The following is a 21,667-nucleotide window of genomic DNA, read 5'->3' on the forward strand; positions in this document are numbered from 1 at the left end:
CATAAACTCTCCCCCGATGAGAATTTCCCGCTTGAAGCGTCTGCCGTCCCGCGTGAAGCGCGCCGCACGCTTCGAGATCCACGCGCACTGGCGCCGGCAGCCGCTCGTCCTCGGCTCGGTGTTCTACGAGTCGTTCTCGGGCAATGGGATGCTCGACAACCCGGAGGCGCTGTTCCGGCAGCTGCTCGCCGCACCCGACCTGAAGCACCTCACCCACATCTGGGCGCTGTCCGACCGGCAGCAGTACCGCGCAGCGGCGGAGGAGTTCGCCGACGACCCCCGTGTGACGTTCGTCCGTTACGGCTCCTCGGCCTACTACCGCGCCCTGGCCACCAGCCAGTATCTCGTCAACAATGCCACCTTCCCGTACGACTTCTCCAAGCGGGCGGGGCAGGTCTATCTGAACACCTGGCACGGCACCCCGCTCAAGCGCATGGGCTACGACATCGAAGCCGGCGCGCTGGCGACCGCCAACATCGTGCGCAACTTCGTGCAGGCCGACTACCTGCTGGCGGCCAACCCGTTCATGGCCGACCAGATGTACCAGAGCGCGTACAAGCTCGACGGCATCTACCGCGGCACGATCATCGAAGAAGGCTACCCGCGCGTCGACCGGCAGTTCCTCGACGACGCGCAGCGCGACGACGTCCGGCGCCGCCTCGTCGCCTCCGGCATCCCGCTCGGCGACCGCAAGATCATCCTCTACGCGCCCACCTGGAAGGGCCAGACGTTCGGGCGGCCGGAGGACGACCTCGACGCCCTCCTCGCGCACCTCCACGAGATGGAGCAGCGCATCGACACGAGCCGCTACGCGGTGCTCGTCAAGACGCACCAGACGGTGCACGCGCTTGCAGCCGACCGCCCGGAGCTGGCACGGATGCTCGTCCCCAACGAGATCCCGACGAACCTGGTGCTCGGCGCCACCGACATCCTCGTCAGCGACTACTCGAGCATCTTCTTCGACTACCTCCGCACCGGCCGGCCGATCCTCTTCTTCACACCCGACCTCGCCGAGTACGCGGGCACGCGCGGACTCTACTTCGAACCGGACGAGTGGCCGGGGCCGACACTCATGTCGGCGCGCGAGCTGGGCGACGCGCTCGCTGCGGTCGCGGCCGACGACGATCGCGTGCCGGCCGAGTCGCGGGAGCTCTACCTCGACATGCAGCGCCGGTTCACCCCCTACGAAGACGGCTCGGCCTCCGAGCGTGTCGTCGACATCGTGTTCCGCGGCGTGCGCGAGGGCTACCGTCTGCGCACGTCGCTCGATGACGACGGCCGCCAGAAGATCCTGCTCTACCTGGGCGGCATGCGCCCGAACGGGATCACGACCTCCGCCCTCAACCTGCTCAACAACCTCGATCACGAACGCTACGACGTGTCCGCGTTCTTCGCCCAGAGCGGCTCGGAGACCGTCATCGCCAAGCAGAGCCAGATCCACCCGGCCGTGCGGCAGTTCCCCCGCGTCGGAGGCATGAACGGCGCGAAGCTGCGTCACCTGGCGCGTCATCTCGACTTCCGACGCGGCCGCACGGCACAGCACGCCGAGACCGAGGCGCAGAACCGGCTCTGGGACGACGAGTGGTACCGCTGTTTCGGCGACAGCCGGTTCGACTACGTGGTCGACTTCTCCGGCTACGGCCCGTTCTGGGCGATCCTGCTCCTGCACTCCCCCGAAGCGCAGCGCGCGATCTGGATGCACAACGACCTCGCCGCCGATGCCCACCGCGAGGTGAACGGCAAGCAGCGGATGCTGCACTCGCTCACTCAACTGTTCACGCTCTATGCCCAGTACGACCACCTGGTGTCGGTCTCGCCGACGCTTTCCGACCTGAACCGCGCCTCCCTGTCGCAATACGCCGAACCGGAGAAGTTCCGCTCGGCGCTCAACACGGTCGACGCCGAGCACATCCTCGAGAACTCCGCGGCCGACCTCCACGAGCTCACCTTCGACGAGGAGACCGGCAGCATCCCCGACTGGGCGGAACTGCTCCTGGCGCCGGACGACGACGTCACCACCTTCGTGAACGTGGGCCGGCTGTCCCCCGAGAAGAACCAGGAGCGCCTGATCCGCGCGTTCGGGCGCGTGCACGCCGAGAACGCGAAGACGCGACTGCTGGTCGTGGGGTCCGGCCCGCTCGCCGGCCACCTGGAGGCCGTGGTCGCGGAGCTCGGGCTGCAAGGCTCGGTGTTCCTCACGGGGATGCAGCGCAATCCGCACGCCATCATGGTGAAAGCGGACTGCTTCGTGCTGTCGAGCGACTACGAGGGCCAGCCGATGGTCATCCTGGAGGCACTCGTGCTGCAGCTGCCCATCGTCACCGTCGAGTTCGCCTCCGCGAAGAACGCCCTGCCGAAGGGCAGCGGGCTGGTTGTGCCGCAGTCGATCGACGGGGTCGCCGACGGGTTGCGCGCGTTCCTGCGCGGAGACGTCCCCGCCGGCGACTTCGACTGGGCAGGCTACAACCGCAAGGCGGTCGCCGAGTTCTACAGTGCCATCGGCGCGGCCCCCGACCCCGCTCCCGCGGCCCCCGTCGCCCCCACCCCCGCCGACGAGCCGTCGACTACGCAGAAAATCGGCTGAAATCCGCCGAATACACGGATAGTCGACGTACTCGACGGTTGTCTCAGGCCCGCGCGACGAGCGCTGCGGCGTCGACTCCGGAGGGCAGTTCGCCGTAGAGTGCTCCGCGACCGGGGCCGAGGCGCGACGCGACGAACGCATCGGCGACCGCGGCCGGGGCGTGACGGATGAGCAGCGACGCCTGGAGGGCGACGGCGAGAGCGGCGACCAGGCTCCGTGCCGAGGACTCATCCGCGTCGGCGATCGTGCGCCGCAGCCCGTCGTGGTGCGCGTCGTACGCGGAATGCGCGCCGCGGGCGGCGGCGAGCTCGCTGTCCAAGGCCTCCACGCTCGCCGGCTCGCGGCCCAGCGCGCGCAGCACATCGAGGGCGATCACGTTGCCCGAACCCTCCCAGATGGCCATGACCGGCTGCTCGCGATAACGCCGGGCCAGCGGGAACGCCTCTGTGTAGCCATTGCCGCCGAGGCACTCCATCGCCTCGTACGCATGGCCCGGACCGCGCTTGCACACCCAGTACTTGCTCACTGCGGTGGCGAGCCGGCGGAAGGCGACGTCGGCCTCCGGAGCGTCGTCGTCGTGCGCCCGCGCCAACCGCAGCGCCACGGCGGTGGCCGCCTCCGACTCCAGGGCCAGGTCGGCGAGCACCCCGGTCATCGCCGGCTGGTCGACGAGCCGACGGCCGAACGCCGACCGGTGCCGCACGTGCCACGCCGCCTCCGCGACGCTCTGCCGCATCCCGGCCGCGGTGCCGAGCACGCAGTCGAGCCGGGTGCGGTCGACCATCTCCAGGATGGTCCGCACGCCGCGTCCCTCCTCGCCGAGCAGGTGGCCGACCGTGCCGTCGAACTCGACCTCGCTGGAGGCGTTCGACCGATTGCCGAGCTTGTCCTTCAGGCGCTGGAGGAGGAAGACGTTGCGCGTCCCATCCTCCAGCACGCGCGGCACGACGAAGCAGCTCAGGCCGCCCGCGGTCTGGGCGAGCACCAGGAAAGCGTCGGACATCGGTGCGGAGCAGAACCACTTGTGACCGGTCAGCAGCCAGCGCCCGTCGCCGTCGGCGAGCCCGCGGGTCGTGTTGGCGCGCACGTCGGAGCCGCCCTGCTTCTCGGTCATCGCCATGCCGAACAGCGCAGACGGCTTGCCGGCGCCCAGGCGGCCGTCGTACTCCCGCGACAGCAGCCGCGGCACCCATTCGGCGGCGAGGTCCGGAGAGGCCGCGAGCGCCGGGACGGCCGCGTGCGACATCGAGATGGGGCAGGCGTGCCCCGGCTCCACCTGCGCGAAGAGCATGAACGTGGCGGCGCGGGCGACGTTCGCGCCCGGCCGCGGATCGGCCCACGCGGAGGTGTGCGCGCCGGCGGCGACGGCCTCCCGGATCACGCGATGGTAGCTCTCGTCGTAGTCGACCTCGTCGACGCGGTCGCCCCACCGGTCGAACGTGCGCAACTGCGGCTCGCGCACGTTCGCGCGCTCGGCGTCCGCCTGGAAGTCTGCCGACCCGACCAGGCGGCCGACCGCCCCGAGGTCGGGCACGGCCCACTCCGCGTCGTGGCGCTCGACGGCCTCCCGCAGCGGGATGTTCGCGGCGAACTCGTCGACGTCGACGCGAGGCGGGGCCTGGTTCACGACCGTGTGAGTGGGCATGCGGCGAGTTTAGTGCGGGCGTGCGGGCGGGGCTCCGACTGCCCCCGGAGCTAAGGTGGGCGCGTGCACATCCCGACCGAGCTCACGACCGACCGACTCGTGCTGCGACCGTGGCGCGACGACGATGCCGCGTTCGCATTCGACCTCTACTCGCGATGGGAGGTCGCGCGGTTCCTCGGCAGCGCGCCCGCTGTGATGACCGACCAGGCCGATGCTGCGAGACGGGTCGCCCGACTGCGCGAGCTCAAGGACGACCTGCGGGCCTTCCGTGTAGTGTCGCTGGCCTCCTCCGGCGAGCCGGTCGGCACGGTGATGCTGCAGCCGATCCCCGCCTCGGGGCCGACCGAGCCGCTGCGGCCGTCCGGCGACACCGAGATCGGCTGGCATTTCCACCCGGACCACTGGGGCAACGGCTACGCGACGGAGGCCGCGGGTGCGCTCCTGGAGGCTGCGCTCCTGGGCGGCCTTCCCCGGGTGATCGCCGTCACCTACCCGGAGAACACGGCGTCGCAGCGCGTGTGCGAACGCATCGGGATGCGCCGGCTCGGCCCGACCGACGCATACTACAACATGCGGATGGAGCTGTTCGCGCGGCCATAGCCGCCACGGGCAACGGAGGAGATACGGCCGCCGAACACGCGGAAATCGTCCGTTCGCTGCGGCCGTGCAGCTCAGTGCGGTGCATCTCCTCCACTAGCGAGGAGCGTGTCACCCCTCCAGCTGCTCCGACAGCTCCAGCCAGCGGGTCTCGTGGTCGGCGATCTCGCCCTCCAGGGCGCGCAGCTCTTCGGTGAGGCGGCCGAGGGCGACGTAGTCGGACTGGTCGTGGCGCGCGATGGACTCGTGGTGCTCGGCGACCTGGCCGGCCAGCTTCGCGAGGCGGCGGTCGATGGAGGCCAGCTCCTTCTCGGCGGCGCGCAGCGCAGCGCCCGAGAGCGCGGGGGCGGCAGCGGACGCCGGAGCCGACCCGACCGCAGCGGCCGCGCTCGGCGCCGCGCCCCGATCCCGCCGTAGCCGAAGATACTCGTCGATCCCGCCAGGGAGGTGCCGGAACGCCCCGTCGATCACCGCGTACTGCTGGTCGGTGACGCGCTCGACGAGGTAGCGGTCGTGCGAGACCACGAGCAGGGTGCCGGGCCAGCCGTCGAGGAGATCCTCCATCGCGGCCAGCATGTCGGTGTCGAGGTCGTTGGTCGGCTCGTCCATGATGAGCACGTTCGGCTCCTCCAGCAGGATCAGGAGCAGCTGGAGGCGGCGCTTCTGGCCGCCGGACAGGTCTTTCACCGGCGTGGAGAGCTGCGCGTTGGTGAAGCCCAGGCGTTCGAGCATCTGGCCGGGCGTGACCTCCTTGCCGCCGGCGAGGTAGGTCGCGCGTTTGTCGGCGACCACGGCGCTCACGCGCTGGTCGCGCACGGTGTCGAGCTCGTCGAGCTGCTGCGTGAGGGTGGCGATCTTGACCGTCTTGCCGCGCTTGACCCGTCCTGACGTCGGCTCGACGGTCCCGGCGACGAGCCCGAGCAGGGTGGACTTGCCCGCGCCGTTGACGCCGAGGATGCCCGTGCGCTCGCCCGGCGCGATGCGCCACTCGACGTCGCGCAGCACGGTCTTCGGCGGAAACTCGACCGTCACGTCGAGGAGGTCGACCACGTCTTTGCCGAGGCGGGCGGTGGCGAGCTTCGTCAGCTCGACCGCGTCGCGCGGAGCCGGTTCGTCGGCGATCAGCGCGGCTGCCGCGTCCATCCGGAACTTCGGCTTGGATGTGCGAGCGGGAGCACCGCGGCGCAGCCAGGCGAGCTCCTTGCGCATGAGGTTCTGCCGCTTGGTCTCGGCGACCGCCGCCATGCGGTCGCGCTCGACGCGCTGCAGGACGTAGGCGGCGTACCCGCCCTCGAAGGGCTCGACGACACCGTCGTGCACCTCCCAGGTGGAGGTCGACACCTCGTCGAGGAACCAGCGATCGTGGGTGACCACGACGAGCGCGCCCGACCCGGAGGCCCAGCGCTGCATGAGGTGGGAGGCGAGCCAGGCGACGCCCTCGATGTCGAGGTGGTTCGTCGGCTCGTCGAGGAACAGCAGGTCGTGGTCGTGCACCAGCAGCGCTGCCAGCGCGACACGGCGACGCTGGCCACCCGAGAGCTCACCGATCGTGGCTTCCCAGCGGATGTCGGCGACCAGTCCGGCGAGCACGTCGCGCACGCGCGGGTCACCGGCCCAGAGGTGCTCCTCGCGGTCGCCCACGATGGCCCGGCCGACGGTGAGGGCGTCCGGCAGGTCGTCGCGCTGGTCGAGCATGCCGCCGGTCACGTCGCGGCGACGCGTGACGCGGCCCGAGTCGGGCTCGAAACGGCCTGCGAGCAGCGACAGGAGGGTCGACTTGCCGTCGCCGTTGCGACCGACGACGCCGATGCGGTCGCCTTCGGAGACGCCCAGGGTCACCGAGTCGAAGACGACCCGCGTGGGGTATTCGAGATGCAGCGACTCGGCGCCGAGGAGATGAGCCATACGGTCCTCCAGCCTACCGTCGCGCCGCGTGGGGTATGGGCGGCGACGATTTCGCTGTGAGAACTTCGCCTAGTGAATTCTCGCGATGGCCGCACACGGGGAGTCGCTGCTATTCACACGCGACGCCGTCTTTGTCGCGGTCTAGTTTCGTGGAATAGCCCGGCTCGCCGACAAAGATCGGAGCAGCGCCCGCCGCTCGAGCCTCAGCGCAGTTCGCGTACCAGGTGCTGGAGGGCACAGCGGGCTGCTCTGGATCGGAAGGTGCAGGGGGGTCGGGCGGCGCAATCGGCATGGCAGACTCAGGCGCTGACGTGCGTGCCGGCTTGGCGACGTGGACTGTGATTTTCGACTCAGACATTGCCGGTGAGCCAGCCGAAGGATGGGTTGCGAGCACCGTCCAGTTGCTGGCTACGATTACGGACTTGCCTGAGTCTGACTGATATTCAACGGTGAGACCCAGCGCTCTCAGGGCTTTACCGGCAGTGGCGCCGTCTTGGCCCGAGAGGTCGGGGATGACGACCGAGGTCGCGTCCGACGCAAGACCGGCGCTCGAAGCTGGCGAGTGTACAGCGGCCGGAGGAGCGCCCGCCGAACAAGCGAACTGCGGAAAGCTCACGGCGAGGACAAAGAGGACCTTCATTGCCTTCATTGCCTTCATTGCAGCTAAAATATCTTACGTTTCACGATGTCGTCAAGCGGTCCGCTCTGCCTCCTTGGGAGAATCGACCGCGGGCACGGTTGTGCGATGATCGACGCACCGACCGCGCACTCCGGTTTCCCGACCCGCGCGGGACGACGCGCAATGGGTCTACGAGCCATCCGCGCGCTGCGGTTCGTGGTACGCCGGCTGTCGGACAGAGGCTTCCTCTTCACCGCGGCGACGCGGCCGCAGCAGAACAGCGCGTCGGCGCTGTTCGAAGACCTCGCCGCGTCGTCGGTCAACCACGCGCGCATCGACCTGACCCCGCTCGCCGTGTTGGACACCCAGGAGTTGGCGGAGCACATCCCGGGGCACGCGGTGTCGCAGCGTGCCGCGACCCGACTGACGGAGGCGACCCAGGGCTCCTCTGCTGCTCAGCGTGCTCCTCGGGCAGCTGCACGACACCTTCGGCCCAGACACAGCACCCGTCGGCTGGGGCATACCCAACACCGATCATGCCCACTCGCGCCCGCGATCTCCGCAGCCTCGGAGGGCGCGGACGACTCGATGCGCACCGCGGCGGAGTTCGTCGCCGTGCTGCGCGACCCGCTCCCCGCTCCCGTGGTCGGCCCCATCGCCGCGCGCCTGCCGCTGAGAAGGCGGCGACCCGCGTCTCCATGCTGGGCTGGCTGACCTACCGGGTGGACGCGCTCTCGACGCCGACACGTCCAGAGCGACCGACCCGTCAAGAGTTGACGGTTTTGACGTCCCCCACCAGGAGGACGCGGCACTGCCTCGCTAACGTGCTGAACATCTGGGATGCACGACCCGTATCGCACGGATACGACTCCATCCGACGAATCGTCTCGACCCTTCGTGCGAAGCGGCCGGGCGGTCAGTCGCCGATGACGCGGGCGCCGTGGACGGGACCGGTCGCGCGCACCGCGTGAATGCGGGAGGCGCTGAGCGCGATCTGCAGATCGAGCGCGTTGTCGAGGTCGGCGGCGAGGAACGCGACGGTCGGCCCCGAGCCCGACACGATCCCGGCCAGCGCGCCGTTCAGCTCGCCGACCTCAAGGACCTCGGCGATGCTCGGCGCGAGGTGGATGGCGGGCGCCTGGAGGTCGTTGCTGAGCGCCTCCGCCAGCATCGCCGGATCCCCCGCCCGCAGCGCGTGCAGCACGGGCGCGTCGACACTCGGGCTGCGCTCGGCCGGAGCGATCTCGCCCAGGTGGCGCTGACGGTGGCGGTCGAGCTCGCTGTAGACGTCCGGGGTGCTGAGCTCGCCCTCGGGAAGGGCGAGCACCCAGTGGAACTGGCCGGTCGCCAGCGCCGGGCTGAGCCGGTCGCCGCGGCCGGTGCCGATGGCGGTGCCGCCGAGAAGCGCGAACGGCACGTCGGCTCCCAGGCGCGCGGCCAGCGCCATCAGCTCGTCACGGCCGAGCTCGGTACCCCAGAGCGCGTCGCACGCGACGAGGGTGGCTGCCGCGTCGGCCGAACCGCCGCCCATGCCGCCGGCGATCGGCACGTGCTTGTCGATCTCGAGCCGCACGCCGCCGGTGAACCCGGTCTTCTTTGCGAGCAGTCGTGCCGCCTTGATCGCGAGATTGGAGCCGTCGGTCGCCAGGCCGCTGGTGTCGACGCTGCCCGCGAAGCTCACCGAGAAGTCGTCGGCGCGGTACGCCCGGACGTCCTCGTACAGGGACACGGCCTGGTACGCCGTCGCGACGTCGTGGTAGCCGTCCTCGCGCACGGCGCCGACGCGCATGAACACGTTGACCTTGCCCGGAGCGCGCACATGTACGGCATCCACGTCCCACCCCGTACCCGCCTCGACCATGCCTCAAACCTACACACCGCGCGGGCGCTGCGCGGACCACCCGATCACGCGGAGGCGGCGAGTCTCACGAAGTCGTCGAGCTCCAGCTGCTCGCCGCGCAGCGACGGACTGATGCCCGCCGCCTCCAATGCCGTCGCGGCGGCCGTCGGGTCGCCGAACACGACGGAGAGCGACTGGCGGAGGGTCTTCCTGCGCTGCTGGAACGCGGCGTCCACCAGGGCGAACGTGCGCCTCCGGAGGTCGTCGCCGCCGCGCGGCTGCTGTCGGCGATCGAAGGCGACCAGCACAGAGTCGACGTTGGGAACAGGCCAGAAGATCTGCCTGCTCACATTCCCCGCCGTGCGCCAGGCGCCGTACCAGGCAGCCTTCACACTCGGCGCCCCGTAGACCTTGGAGCCCGGACCGGCGGCGATCCGATGGCCGACCTCCGCCTGCACCATCACGACGCCGGAGAGCAGAGTCGGGAACGTCTCGAGGAAGTGCAGCAGCACCGGCACCGACACGTTATACGGGAGGTTGGCGACCAGCCGGACCGGGCTCTCGGGGAGGTCGGTCACGGCCAGAGCGTCCTGGTGCACGACCGTCAGCCGGTCGACGGCGGAGGGCGCGAGCTGCCCGACCGTCACGGGCAACTGGGCGGCCAGTCTGCCGTCGATCTCGACGGCGACGACGCGTGCGCCCGTCTCCAGGAGTCCCAGCGTGAGCGACCCGAGTCCGGGGCCGACTTCGACCACGATGTCACCCTCGACTACCTCCGCGACCCGCACGATGCGGCGCACGGTGTTCGCGTCGATGACGAAGTTCTGGCCGAGTCTCTTGGTGGGCCTGACGTCGAGGAGCTCTGCCAGGTCGCGGATCTCGGCGGGGCCGAGCAGGCGCAGCTCGCTCACGCGATCGTCCCGATCGGCTCCGACGGCGGAGGCCCGACGGGCTCGCTGTCCCAGCGCCCGTAGACGAGCTCGGTGTTGGAGTTGATCTGCGCCGCGAGGGTGGAGGCGTCGGTGCCGATCGTCTCCGCCATCGACCGCACCGTGTGCGGGATGAGGTACGGCGCGTTCGGGCGGCCGCGGAACGGCATCGGTGTGAGGAACGGCGCGTCGGTCTCGACCATGATCAGATTCCGTGGCGCGACGCGCAGCGCCTCCCGAAGGCCGGGCGCGTTCGTGAACGTCACATTTCCGGCGAACGACATGAACCAGCCGTTCTCCGCGCAGATCTCGGCCAGCTCGACGTCGCCCGAGAAGCAGTGGAAGACGGTCCGCTCGGGAGCGCCCACCCGCTTCAACGTCGCGACGACCGCCGCGTGGGCGTCCCTGTCGTGGATCTGCAGGGCGATGTCGTTCTGCTTGGCGATCTCGATGTGCGCCTCGAACGACGCGAACTGCGCGGCGCGGCGCGGCCCCTCCTCGGTGCGGAAGAAGTCAAGGCCGGTCTCGCCGATGGCACGCACACGCGGCCGGCCGGCCAACTCGGCGATCATCGCGAGGGCGTCGTCGAGTTCGCCGCGCTCGGCGTAGTCTGGCGCGTCGTTGGGGTGGAGGGCGACGGCGGCGAGCATGCGCGGCTCGATCGCCGCTGTCTCGGCCGACCACCGCGACGTCTCGACATCGTTGCCGACCTGCACGACCCCGCGCACGCCGACGCTCGACGCGCGGTCGAGCTGCTCCCGGTAGTCGAGGGGGTCGTCGCCATCGGCGATTTCCAGATGGGTGTGGTTGTCGTAGACGGGCACGACCAGCGCCTCCGGCAGCGGCGGGTACGCGAGGTCGCGACCGTCGGTGACGTGCCGTTGCCGGATGAACGCCGGGTCGGTCATGCCACTGGCACCGCGTCCGCGTCGATCCGGGGGAAGAGCGCCTCGAGTCCGTTGACCTCGGTGCCGGGGCGCAGCTGCCCCCAGTCGCCGGCCCGGCGCAGCAGCTGGGCGTCGAGCGACCCGAGCTCTGCGGTCACGCCGAGTGCCGTCCACAGCTTGGCGGTCGCCTGCGGGATGACCGGCGAAAGCAGCACGGCGAGGGCGCGCAGACCCTCCGCCGCCGTGTAAAGAACGGTCTGAAGGCGCTCCCGCTTCGCGTCGTCCTTCGCGAGGCTCCACGGCTCCTGGAGGGTGATGTAGCCGTTCAGTTCGTCGACAATGGTCCAGACGGCCGTGAGGGCGTCGTGGATTGCCAGCTTGCCCATCGCGGCATCGGCATCGGCCGTCGCCTTCGCGATGACCTGCTGCACGTGGAGGTCGGCCTCCTCATAGGTCGCCGCCGGCGGCACGATGCCGTTGAAGTAGCGGGTCACCATGGCGATCACGCGTGACGCGAGGTTGCCGAAGCCGTTCGCGAGCTCGGCCTGGTAGCGCGCGGCCAAGTCCTCCCAGCTGAACGAGCCGTCCTGGCCGAAGTTGATGGCGCGCAGGAAGTAGTAGCGGAACGTGTCGGAGCCGAACGTGTCGGTGATCTGCGTCGGCGCGATGCCGGTGAGCTTCGACTTGGACATCTTCTCGCCGCCGACCAGCAGCCAGCCGTGGCCGAAGACGCGGTGCGGCACGTCCAGGCCTGCAGCCATGAGCATGGCCGGCCAGATCACGGCGTGGAAGCGCAGGATGTCTTTGCCGACCAGGTGCGTCGCCGGCCAGCGCCGCTCGAAGTTCGTCTCGTCCTGCCCGTACCCGACCGCGGTCACGTAGTTGAGGAGCGCGTCGAACCAGACGTACACGACGTGCGACTCGTCCCACGGCACCTTGATGCCCCAGTCGAAGCTCGAGCGCGAGATCGACAGGTCGCTGAGGCCCTGGCGGACGAACGAGACGACTTCATTGCGCGCCGACTCGGGTTGCACGAACTCCGGCCGCTCCTCGTAGAGCGCCAGCAGACGGTCGGCGAAGTCGCTCATACGGAAGAAGTAGTTCTTCTCTTGTAACAGCTCCAGCGGCTTCGAGTGGATAGCGCAGACCTTCTGACCGGCGTACTCCCCCGTACCGTCGACGATCTCACTCTGGGGCTTGAACTCCTCGCACCCGACGCAGTACAGGGCTTCGTACTCGCCTGCGTAGATGAAGCCGTCGTCGTAGAGCCTCTGCAGGAACTTCTGGACGTTCTTCTCGTGCCGCTCGTCGGTGGTGCGGATGAAGTCGTCATTGGCGATGTCGATGGTCTTCAGCAACGGCAGCCACTCGTTCGTCACCAGCCGGTCGGCCCACTCCTTCGGGGTGGTGCCGTTGGCGGTCGCGGTGCGCAGGATCTTCTGCCCGTGCTCGTCGGTGCCGGTGAGCAGCCAGGTGTCGTCGCCGGCCTGGCGGTGCCAGCGCGCGAGCACATCCGCGGCGACCTCCGTGTAGGCGTGCCCGATGTGCGGGACGTCGTTGACATAGAAGATCGGCGTGGTGATGTAGAACGCGGAGCCGTCGGACATGCTGACTATCCTACGGGCGCGCTCAGGGGTGGCCCGGCGTTGTTACCTGTCGTCGGCGACGCGCGGAGATTTCGGAGCCGAGAAGGGCAGAATCATTAGCTGAATCCTCCGAACGGAGCACAAATGACTCTCACCGCAGCCGAGATCGATCGACTCCCGCACGTGCCGATCAGCACCTTCACGTCCAATCCGGCCCACTATCTGACGTCTGGCGCCGCCGTGACGACGCACGGGGGAGTGAGCGCCGCCTTCATCCGGGTCGCCGATGACACCGGGGGACGGATCCGACGCCGCCCTCGAAGGGGCGAAGGCCCCGACTCCGCCTGCTCGCGCGCCTCGCCGATGACGACCTGGTCGCGGCGGAGCTCGAACGGCTGAGCACATCCCGTCGCGCGGACACGGTCGGGGATGCCCGTTGATGATCCGGGGATGATCGACAAGACTCTTCTCATCAGCGGCATCCCCGATGAGATCATCGACGACCTCGGCTCGTACCGGTCTTCCACGATCTGCCGGGGTGAGCTTATGCAAGGCCTGGTCTCGTTCCAGGCCGACCAGAGCCGCAGCGCCGCAGCGCCGCAGCGAATCAGCGGCAGGAACTGATCGCGACCCTGGACGACCTCCCGGCGTTCTGGATGGGCTTCGACCGATCGGCGTCGGACGGTTACGGAACGCTCACGTTACGACCGCGAACCGCGATCAGGCAGAAAGACGCGCTCATCGCCGCGCACGCGTACGCGGTCGGCGTGCCACGCCTGACGGAGGACGCCGGCTTCAGCCGGTTTCCCGACGTGGAGGGATCGTCCTCCCCTCGGGTCGCTCGCACTAGGACCTCCGCGCCTCCAGCGCCGCCTGGTACAGGTCGCGCTTGCTCAGGCCCGTGGCCTCGGCGACCTCGGCGGCGGCGTCTTTGAGGCGGACGCCGTCGGTCACGAGCGCGAGAACCTGGTCGAGCGCTGTGGCCGGGTCGGCCTCCCGTGCGGGCGCGCCCGCGACGACGACCACGATCTCGCCGCGCACCCCCTCTGCCGCCCACTCCGCGAGTTCCGCGAGCGGGCCGCGGCGCACCTCCTCGTGCAGCTTGGTCAGCTCGCGGCAGACGACGCCCCGCCGGTCATCGCCGAACACCTGGGCGAGATCGGCGAGGGAGGCCGCCAGCCGATTGGGCGAGTCGAAGAACACCATGGTCCGCGGCTCGGCCGCGAGCGCTCGCAGGGATGACAAGCGCTCGCCCTGCTTGCGCGGCAGGAATCCCTCGAAGGTGAAACGGTCGGTGGGAAGACCCGCCACGGCGAGCGCCGTGAGCACCGCGCTCGGCCCCGGTACGACGGTCACGTCGACACCGGCGGCGGCCGCGGCCTCCACCAGCGGGAAGCCAGGGTCGGATACGGTCGGCATGCCGGCGTCGGAGAGCACGACGACGTCCTGGTCACGGGCCAGCTCGACGAGTTCGACGGCGCGCTCGCGCTCGTTGTGCTCGTGGAGCGCGATGAGGCGCGGCCGGTTGTCGATGCCGAGCCCCGCGAGGAGCCGCTGTGTGACACGGGTGTCCTCGGCCGCGACCACCGTCGCGGAGCCGAGGAGTTCGACCAATCGGGCGGAGGCGTCGCCCAGGTTCCCGATCGGCGTCGCGGCGAGGATGATCATGGGCCCAGTCTGTCAGGATGTCCTGGTGAGCTCCCCTTCCCCTCGCACCGGCGACACCGCGTACCCGGCGGCACCCGCAGCGCATGTGGCCCGCGAGCACACCGGCAGCCGGCTGGACGACTGGTGGGCGCGCGTCCTGCGCACGCCGCTGCGGCTGAAGCTCTGGTACTGGGGTGCCCCCCTCGGCGTGACGCTGCTGGCTGCCATCCTGCGGCTGTGGGACCTCGGCTCGCCGCGCGTGCTGGTCTTCGACGAGACCTTCTACGTCAAGGACGCCTGGAGCCTGTTCCACCTCGGCTACGAGGGCAGCTGGCCCGACAAGGCGGACCAGTCGTTCGCCGTCGGCGACACCGGTATCTTCTCTTCCTCGCCCTCGTTCGTCGCCCATCCTCCGCTCGGCAAGTGGATCATCGCGCTGGGGATGGCCACGACCGGCGCCGGCAACTCGTTCGGCTGGCGCCTCTCGACCGCGATCGTCGGCACACTCGCCGTCCTGCTGGTGTTCCTGATCGCCCGAGTGCTGTTCTCCTCGACGATCGTGGCGACGATCGCGGGCTTCCTGATGGCGATCGACGGGCACGCGATCGTGATGAGCCGCGTGGCGCTCCTCGACAACATCGTGATGTTCTTCGCGCTGCTCGCGTTCGGCTGCATCCTGCTCGATCGACGCTGGCATGCGACCCGGCTCGCAGCGCGTGTCGCCGCGGAACGCTCGGCCGGCCGCGACCCGGCCTGGGGGCCGGTGATCTGGTGGCGGCCGTGGCTGATCTCGGCAAGCGTCCTCACCGGGCTCTGCGCCGGAGTGAAGTGGAGCGGCTTCTACTTCCTTGCGTTCTTCGCCGTGTACACCGTGGTGGTCGACGCTGTGGCCCGCCGCAGGGAGGGCATCGCCTTCTACGTCAGCGGTTCCCTGCTCAAGCAGGCTCCGGCGACCTTCGTGCTGATGGTGCCGATCGCGCTGGCCTCCTACATCGCGACCTGGGCCGGCTGGCTCGTGACGAGCGGAGGCTACTACCGCAACTGGGCGGAGTCGGTGCACGCGCAGTGGACGGGTGCGCTCTCGTGGGTGCCGCTGTGGTTCCAGAACCTCTGGCACTACCAGACCGAGATGTACAACTACAGCATCAACCTGCACGTGGCGCACCCGTATCAGGCGAACCCGCTGACCTGGCTCTTCATGATCCGGCCGACGAGCATGTACTACACCGGCAACGTGTACGGGCAGGCCGGCTGCACTGCGCCCGGCGGCTGCTCGGCCGCCATTACGTCGCTCGGCAACCCGATCATCTGGTGGGCGGCGGCGGCGGCGACCTTCTATCTCGTGTACCGGCTGGTGCGCTTCCGGGAGTGGCAGGCCGGGCTCATCCTCACCGGGCTCGCGGCCGGCTACCTGCCGTGGCTGCTCTATATCAACCGCACGATCTTCCAGTTCTACTCGATCGCGTTCGAGCCCTACCTCATCCTGGGTCTGGCCGCGGTGGTCGGCATCGTGCTCGGGAGGCGCACCGACCCGGAGCATCGCCGCCGACGCGGGATCGCCTGGACGGCGGTGTTCCTGGCGGTGGTGACGGCGGTGAGCGTGTTCTTCTGGCCGCTCTGGACGGCGCAGCAGGTGCCGTTCTGGTACTGGCAGATCCACATGTGGCTGCCCAGCTGGGTCTGAACGGTTCCTCGGGTGTGTCTGATGATTCCGGGGTCCAGCCGGGGGGGCGTGCCCCGGCTCCGTTCTTCCGGAGTCCTGGCGGACTTCGCTACCAGAATCCGGATGAACGGACTCTCGTGCGGTGTGTCGTCCGTGACCTCCGGAGTTGCCCGCACGGCCCGCGGAGTGTCCGTAACTCCGGAACCTTGCGGGGACACGCCGCCGTTGGTGCCCTTCCGCCGGAGAATCGCAGGCGTGTGGGCCCGGCCTCCGGAATTGCTTGCAGCAGCGCGCGCTGCCGCCGGGGACAGCGCGTCTCCGAAATGCCGCCTGGACCCAGCAATCACACGACACACCCTCGGCCCTGAGTTCGCGCGTGCCCCGAGCTGTTCCCGTTGTCGGAACCTGGTGGTAGACCGTGGAGTATGGATGCCGAAGAACCGCTCAACCTCGTCCCCCTTCCCGGCAGCGAACGGCCGGAGCGCACCGGCTACGAGGCGCACGGCGCCCTCACACCCGAAGCTCCCGTGGAGGCAACGCTGATCCTGCGCCGCAGGGCGCCGCTGCCGGAGGACGCCTTCGCGACGCCGATGACCGCGCAGGAGCTCGGCGAGCGCTACGGCGCGTCGCCGGAGGACCTCCGACTCGTGGTCTCCACGCTCGCGCGGCTCGGCGTGACCATCGACGAGGAGAACGCGGCGGAGCGTCGGGTGCGGGTGTCTGGTCCCGCGTCGGTGCTCGCCCGCGTCTTCGGGACCGACCTCGCGGAGTCCCGACCCAGCGAGGCCGGAGAGGACGCCCCCCGCTACCGACAGCGGTCCGGTGGTCTCAGCATCCCCACTGAGCTGGACGGGGTCGTGACCGCCGTGCTCGGACTCGACAACCGGCCGCAGGCGCGCGCCCAATTCCGCGTCGCCCGCCCGACGGCGGTGTCGATGAGCTACACGCCCCTCCAGCTCGGCACGGTCTACGACTTCCCCCCGGGAACCGACGGGAGCGGCCAGACCATCGCGATCGTCGAGCTCGGCGGAGGCTATGAGCAGTCGGACCTCGACACCTACTTCGCCGGGCTCGGCCTCCCGACGCCTTCTGTCACCGCCGTCGGCGTCGACGGCGGTGCGAACGTGCCGGGCCAGGACCCGAACGGCGCCGACGGGGAGGTCATGCTCGACATCGAAGTCACGGGAGCGCTCGCGCCCCGCGCATCGATCGTCGTCTACTTCGCCCCCAACACCGACGCCGGATTCCTGGACGCAGTCAGCACCGCGGCCCACGCGACGCCGACGCCGGCGGCCATCAGCATCAGTTGGGGCCAGGCGGAGGACCAGTGGACGGCCCAGGCGCGCACGGCGTTCGACCAGGCGCTGCAGGATGCCGCGGCGCTCGGGGTGACCACCACGGTCGCCGCCGGCGACGACGGCAGCAGCGACCGGGTCGGTGACGGCAAGGCGCACGTCGACTTCCCGGCCTCGTCGCCGCACGCGCTCGCCTGCGGCGGCACCCGGCTCGACGCCGATACCTCCACCGGCGCGGTCCGCTCGGAAACCGTGTGGAACAACGGCGCCGGAAACGGCGCGACCGGAGGCGGGGTGAGCGCCGTCTTCCCCCTCCCGACGTGGCAGGGCAGCGTCGGCGTCCCGTCCGGGCCGGGAGGAACGGACGCCGGCGGAAGCGCGAACGGCCCCGGAGGCCGCGGCGTGCCCGACGTATCGGCCGTTGCCGACCCGCAGACCGGCTACCAGGTGCGGGTCGATGGCAGAGACCTGGTCATCGGCGGCACCAGCGCCGTCGCACCGCTCTGGGCGGCACTGATCGCTCGCCTCGCCCAGTCGACGGGAAGACGGTTCGGGCTGGTGCAGCCCGCGCTCTACGACTCGATACGCGCCGGTCAGGCCGCCGCGGGCTTCCGTGACATCACGTCCGGCAACAACGGCGCGTATGCCGCCGGCGCCGGCTGGGACGCGTGCACCGGGCTCGGCGTGCCGGAGGGGGCGCGGCTGCTGACGGCGCTGTGAGAGACGGGTAGGGCAGACGCGCGAGCAGGAGGCGTGCGAGAAGTAGACGCGAGCAGCACACGCACGAGCAGCACACGCACCACCACCCGACGCGCGACCAGCAGACGCACCACCACCCGACGCACGAGCACGCGAAACACGAGCAGCAAACGCACCACCACCTGACGCACGAGCAGCAAACGCACCACCACCCGACGCACGAGCAGCACACGCACCACCACCCGACTCACGAGCAGCACACGCACGAGAAGCACACGCACGAGAAGCACACGCACGAGAAGCACACGCACGAACAGCACACGCACGAGCACGCGACACGCGAGCAGCAGACGCACCACCACCCGGCGCACGAGCAGCAGACGCGCGGCCCCGTCTGCGACGCAGGCGCGCGGCGAGAAGAATGGGACGGTGACCTCACCCGCCACCCCTCCCGCGTCCTCCCCCGCCCGTCCCGTCCCCGCGTGGCTGCCGGGCGTCGCCGTCGCCGCGTTTGCCGCGGCAATCGCGTGGGGCGTGCACTGGTTGGCGCCCCCTGTGCCGCTGCTCACTGGCGCGGTCGTGCTCGGGATCGTCGTCGGGCAGATCCCGGCCGCGCGGCCCGCGCTGGTCGGTGTGCTCGCTCCCGGGCTGACGGCGAGCGCCAAACGGCTCATGCGGATCGGCGTCGTGCTGCTCGGGCTCAAGCTCAGCCTCGGCAGCATCGCCCAGCTCGGCTGGGTGACCATCCTGACCACCATCGGGATCGTCGTACTGAGCTTCGCCGGCACCTTCCTGATCGGGCGGCTGTTCCGGCTCCCCGGTCACCAGCCGTTGCTGATCGCCACCGGCTTCTCGATCTGCGGGGCGTCCGCGATCGGGGCGATGAGCGGCGTCGTCAGGCCGAAAGACGAGGAGGCCGCCACCCCGATCGCGCTCGTGACCTTGTGCGGGACGCTCGCGATCTTCGTCCTCCCCCTCTTCTGGCATCCACTCGGCCTCTCGGCTCTGCAGTTCGGGCACTGGGTCGGCGGTGGTGTGCACGATGTCGGGCAGGTCGTCGCGACGGCCCAGATCGCCGGCCCTGCCGCACTCGCCGTCGCCATCGTCGTCAAGCTCACCCGGGTGCTCATGCTGGCCCCGACGGTCGCGATCGCGGCGATCGTCGAACGGCGCAGGCACGTGGAGGGCGACCCGAGCGTCAAGCGGCCACCGATCGTCCCCGTTTTCGTCGCCGGGTTCGTCGCGGCCGTGCTGGTGCGTTCCGTCGTACCGTTGCCGTCTATGGTCGTCGACGGCGCCGACGCCGTGCAGACGGCCCTGCTCGCGATGGCGCTCTTCGGCCTCGGCACGGCGGTCCGGCTGCGCACCCTCGTCGGCACCGGCTGGCGCGCCCTCGCCACCGGTCTGGTGTCGTGGGCGCTGATCGCGGCGCTGGCGCTGGGCGCGGTCGGCCTCTCCGCGTGACCGGCCGCAGCAGCGCGCGACCCGCTCAGTGCGCCAGCTTGAGTCCGATGACGCAGGCCACCAGTCCGAGGATGAGCAGCAGCTTCACCACGGAGAAGCCGTCGCCGCCGAAGATCATCGCGTAGAGCACGGTGAGCGCGGCGCCGATGCCGACCCATACGGCGTACGCGGTGCCGGTGGAGATCTCGCGCATCGCGTAGGCGAGTCCGGCCATAGAGGCCACCAGGGCGACGCCGAAGACGACGCTCGGCCAGAGCCGGGTGAAGCCGGCCGATTTTCCGAGGGCGGTTGCACACGGCTTCGAGCACGCCGGAGAGGATGAGGACGATCCAGGACACGAGGACGACTCCTTGACCAGTCTTGTCGCGTGTCGGTAATGTGCGCTATTGAAACTCGTCGAATTCACTGACGCCACTCAGCGAGAGCGGTACTTGTACCACACGCCGGTGTTCTTTACTTTGTTCAGAGAGCCCACCGAAACGTGCCAACGGTGAGACGCCCGCTTCTCACACCATCGAAGAGCAGCGCCCCAGGACGCTAGCCATTCACTTCTTCCGTCACATAACGACGCAACTCATCGACAACCGGGACATGTGCGCACTACACGTCGCGGATCATGTCCAACCAGGTCAGGTGTCCTGGTCGAGCACGGCACGCCAGGCAGCACGATAGCCGCTTCTCGATCCGACTTCGTGCCAGGCTGAGCGAAGGAGCACTCCGTCCACCCTTCCATCCCGCGCCTCGGCGGTGAGTGCCGTCGAGAGGTACAGCTCGCCATCCGGTGACGGGTCGCTGCAGCGTAGGGCCTCCAGCGCCGACGGCGATAGCACGTACCCGCCAACGGACGCGAGGCGGCTGTCGGTAACCGTAGGCAACGGCTTCTCAATCAGGTCCCTGACCAGAAAGTGCCCGTCGGCCTCGCTGGCGAGGGCGATGCCACACTTTTTCACGTCGTCGTCGCGGACGCGCGTCAACGCGATGGTGGTGCGCCCTGTTCGTCGGTAGTGGTCGGTGATCTCCCGCGCCCGGTTCGACCCGAGGAACACTTCGTCGCCCCACACGACGAGCAGCGGACGCCCAGGTGCCGCAGCGCCCGCGGACAGTATCGCGTGCCCGTTGCCCAGTCCGCCTGCTTGCCAGACCAGGCGCACTTCCACGCCGATGCCGGCGACAGTCTCGGCGAATCGGTCCACGTACTCGTTCAGGGCACGCTTCTGCGGGTCGCTGACGACGACGATCTCTTGATAGTCGGCATCGATGAGTTCACGGAGCACAAGACCGAGAACGACGTCGTCGCCGAGCGGGACCAGCTCTTTCGGGATGGCATCGGTGATGGGCCGAAGCCGAGTACCTCGACCAGCCGCGGGGATGACAGCGAACTGCGGATGTGGCGTCATCAAGTGGATTGCTTCGGAAGGTCGTCGTTGGCAAGCGGGAGCCCACGCTTGCGGACGCTGACGCTCGTCGACCGGGTCCGGTTGGCGGTCCGCATTTCGCGACGGTGTGAGCGTCGAGCAGCGGTTCGAGGGTTCGGCCCGCCTCGTCGTCCGCATCGAGTCAGAGTTCATTCGCGGGCCAGTTCGTGAGCGACTCGGGCAGCTCAGCCCAGTTGTTCATTCCACGCAGCCGGCCGCCTTGGTCCGAGTCGATGCGATGTTCGCCGAAGTGGATGACGCGCATGCCCGCGCTCAAGCCGCCTTTGACGTCTTCGAACGCGCGGTCCCCGATGTGCACCGTCTCGTTTGCGTTCGCCTTCAGCTCGGCCATGGCGATCGCGAAGACGGCTGGATTCGGTTTGCAGTACGGCGTCTCGGAACTCACGACGATGGCGTCGAAGCTGCCGATGACACCTTGCTCGGTGAGTGCCCGCACGAACCAGTCCCTGGGCCAGAGTGAGTTGCTGAGCAACACCACCGCCACGCCAGCGCGTTGGAGGTCTTCCAGCGCTTCGCGCGCCGAAGGCGTGAGGAGCATGTGCTGCGAGAACGCCTCTCGGAACGACTCCATCGCAGCCTCGGCGACCGGCACGTGCGCCTCGTGCAGGATCCGCGCGATCGAGTAGGACTCGCCGTGATCGACGCACGCCGTCCACGAGCGCCCCTCTCCCGCGAGGAGCGCTCGGAGTCGGAGGTCGGCGACCACGGCCGAAAGTTGTCCCGAGTCGACGAGCGCATCGAGGTAGCTGCGCCACGTGCGCTCCGGGTCGACGACCTCCGTCGGCGAAGTCAACGTCCCGGAGAAGTCGACGCTCACTGCCCGGATCCCTGATTCTCGACACCGTCGGGCGAGCGACAACGCGCTTGCAGC

At 69.5% G+C, this 21,667-nt stretch carries 18 protein-coding genes and 1 pseudogene; 8 read left to right on the top strand and 11 right to left on the bottom strand.

Annotation, left to right across the window (positions count from 1 at the left end; all coding sequences use genetic code 11):
• The first annotated feature begins 16 nt into the window (after nucleotides 1-16).
• Nucleotides 17-2,584: a CDP-glycerol glycerophosphotransferase family protein gene (locus tag ACPPVW_RS01450; RefSeq protein WP_426624786.1), complete on the top strand. Its 2,568-nt coding sequence runs from the start codon at nucleotides 17-19 to the stop codon at nucleotides 2,582-2,584.
• Nucleotides 2,585-2,627: 43 nt separating this feature from the next.
• On the opposite strand, the gene ACPPVW_RS01455 is transcribed toward ACPPVW_RS01450, so the two are convergent.
• Entirely contained in the window at nucleotides 2,628-4,229 is a 1,602-nt protein-coding gene (locus tag ACPPVW_RS01455; protein ID WP_426624787.1) for an acyl-CoA dehydrogenase family protein, read from the bottom strand.
• Nucleotides 4,230-4,292: 63 nt separating this feature from the next.
• Between ACPPVW_RS01455 and ACPPVW_RS01460 the strand changes: the two genes are divergently transcribed.
• Nucleotides 4,293-4,829 carry a GNAT family N-acetyltransferase gene (locus ACPPVW_RS01460; RefSeq protein WP_426624788.1) on the top strand — a complete coding sequence of 179 codons (537 nt, stop codon included), beginning with the start codon at nucleotides 4,293-4,295 and terminating at the stop codon, nucleotides 4,827-4,829.
• A gap of 108 nt (nucleotides 4,830-4,937) precedes the next feature.
• Here ACPPVW_RS01460 and ACPPVW_RS01465 read toward each other — a convergent pair whose 3' ends face one another.
• Together ACPPVW_RS01465 and ACPPVW_RS01470 are read right to left on the bottom strand one after the other, a co-directional pair.
• The gene (locus ACPPVW_RS01465; protein ID WP_426624789.1) at nucleotides 4,938-6,731 is read right to left on the bottom strand and encodes an ABC-F family ATP-binding cassette domain-containing protein; all 1,794 of its coding nucleotides are present in this window, start codon (nucleotides 6,729-6,731) and stop codon (nucleotides 4,938-4,940) included.
• Between the two features lie 109 nt (nucleotides 6,732-6,840).
• Complete coding sequence (locus ACPPVW_RS01470; protein ID WP_426624790.1) at nucleotides 6,841-7,389, bottom strand: excalibur calcium-binding domain-containing protein; 549 nt, start codon at nucleotides 7,387-7,389, stop codon at nucleotides 6,841-6,843.
• A 144-nt stretch (nucleotides 7,390-7,533) separates the two neighbouring features.
• Here ACPPVW_RS01470 and ACPPVW_RS01475 point away from each other — a divergent pair, with 144 nt between their 5' ends.
• Nucleotides 7,534-8,064 carry a hypothetical protein gene (locus tag ACPPVW_RS01475; RefSeq protein ID WP_426624791.1) on the top strand — a complete coding sequence of 177 codons (531 nt, stop codon included), beginning with the start codon at nucleotides 7,534-7,536 and terminating at the stop codon, nucleotides 8,062-8,064.
• 202 nt (nucleotides 8,065-8,266) lie between these two features.
• Here the strand turns inward: ACPPVW_RS01475 and ACPPVW_RS01480 are convergent, their stop codons facing one another.
• From ACPPVW_RS01480 to metG, 4 genes are read right to left on the bottom strand one after another with little or no spacing between them, the layout of a single operon-like run.
• Entirely contained in the window at nucleotides 8,267-9,211 is a 945-nt protein-coding gene (locus ACPPVW_RS01480) for a 4-(cytidine 5'-diphospho)-2-C-methyl-D-erythritol kinase (RefSeq protein WP_426624792.1), read from the bottom strand.
• A 44-nt stretch (nucleotides 9,212-9,255) separates the two neighbouring features.
• On the bottom strand, nucleotides 9,256-10,101 hold the full coding sequence (rsmA, locus tag ACPPVW_RS01485) for a 16S rRNA (adenine(1518)-N(6)/adenine(1519)-N(6))-dimethyltransferase RsmA (RefSeq protein ID WP_426624793.1): 846 nt from the start codon (nucleotides 10,099-10,101) through the stop codon (nucleotides 9,256-9,258).
• Entirely contained in the window at nucleotides 10,098-11,027 is a 930-nt protein-coding gene (locus tag ACPPVW_RS01490; RefSeq protein WP_426624794.1) for a TatD family hydrolase, read from the bottom strand. Before ACPPVW_RS01490 ends, rsmA begins: the two co-directional genes overlap by 4 nt.
• On the bottom strand, nucleotides 11,024-12,613 hold the full coding sequence (gene metG, locus ACPPVW_RS01495; RefSeq protein ID WP_426624795.1) for a methionine--tRNA ligase: 1,590 nt from the start codon (nucleotides 12,611-12,613) through the stop codon (nucleotides 11,024-11,026). Before metG ends, ACPPVW_RS01490 begins: the two co-directional genes overlap by 4 nt.
• Nucleotides 12,614-12,736: 123 nt before the next feature.
• Here metG and ACPPVW_RS01500 point away from each other — a divergent pair, with 123 nt between their 5' ends.
• A complete protein-coding gene (locus tag ACPPVW_RS01500) occupies nucleotides 12,737-12,991 on the top strand; it encodes a hypothetical protein (protein ID WP_426624796.1) in 255 nt (84 codons plus the stop codon).
• A gap of 51 nt (nucleotides 12,992-13,042) precedes the next feature.
• Nucleotides 13,043-13,216, top strand: coding sequence for a hypothetical protein (locus tag ACPPVW_RS01505; RefSeq protein ID WP_426624797.1), 174 nt, complete (start codon nucleotides 13,043-13,045; stop codon nucleotides 13,214-13,216).
• Nucleotides 13,217-13,438: 222 nt separating this feature from the next.
• On the opposite strand, the gene rsmI is transcribed toward ACPPVW_RS01505, so the two are convergent.
• A complete protein-coding gene (gene rsmI / locus ACPPVW_RS01510) occupies nucleotides 13,439-14,260 on the bottom strand; it encodes a 16S rRNA (cytidine(1402)-2'-O)-methyltransferase (protein WP_426624798.1) in 822 nt (273 codons plus the stop codon).
• A 25-nt stretch (nucleotides 14,261-14,285) separates the two neighbouring features.
• On the opposite strand from rsmI, the gene ACPPVW_RS01515 reads away from it, so the two are divergent.
• The 3 genes from ACPPVW_RS01515 (at nucleotide 14,286) to ACPPVW_RS01525 (ending at nucleotide 19,360) form a co-directional block, all read left to right on the top strand.
• A complete protein-coding gene (locus ACPPVW_RS01515) occupies nucleotides 14,286-15,923 on the top strand; it encodes a dolichyl-phosphate-mannose--protein mannosyltransferase (RefSeq protein ID WP_426624799.1) in 1,638 nt (545 codons plus the stop codon).
• 404 nt (nucleotides 15,924-16,327) lie between these two features.
• Entirely contained in the window at nucleotides 16,328-17,917 is a 1,590-nt protein-coding gene (locus ACPPVW_RS01520; protein ID WP_426624800.1) for a S53 family peptidase, read from the top strand.
• Nucleotides 17,918-18,325: 408 nt separating this feature from the next.
• Entirely contained in the window at nucleotides 18,326-19,360 is a 1,035-nt protein-coding gene (locus tag ACPPVW_RS01525; RefSeq protein ID WP_426624801.1) for a YeiH family protein, read from the top strand.
• A gap of 25 nt (nucleotides 19,361-19,385) precedes the next feature.
• On the opposite strand, the pseudogene ACPPVW_RS01530 reads toward ACPPVW_RS01525, so the two are convergent.
• The 3 genes and pseudogenes from ACPPVW_RS01530 to ACPPVW_RS01540 all read right to left on the bottom strand — a co-directional run bounded on the left by ACPPVW_RS01530 (nucleotide 19,386) and on the right by ACPPVW_RS01540 (nucleotide 21,613).
• Nucleotides 19,386-19,698, bottom strand: a pseudogene (locus ACPPVW_RS01530) (DMT family transporter).
• A 291-nt stretch (nucleotides 19,699-19,989) separates the two neighbouring features.
• On the bottom strand, nucleotides 19,990-20,913 hold the full coding sequence (locus tag ACPPVW_RS01535) for a sugar phosphate nucleotidyltransferase (RefSeq protein ID WP_426624802.1): 924 nt from the start codon (nucleotides 20,911-20,913) through the stop codon (nucleotides 19,990-19,992).
• Between the two features lie 4 nt (nucleotides 20,914-20,917).
• A complete protein-coding gene (locus ACPPVW_RS01540; protein WP_426624803.1) occupies nucleotides 20,918-21,613 on the bottom strand; it encodes an HAD family hydrolase in 696 nt (231 codons plus the stop codon).
• Nucleotides 21,614-21,667 lie beyond the last annotated feature (54 nt).

The sequence above is a fragment of the Leifsonia sp. McL0607 genome, from assembly GCF_049993355.1.
Lineage (GTDB): Bacteria > Actinomycetota > Actinomycetes > Actinomycetales > Microbacteriaceae > Leifsonia.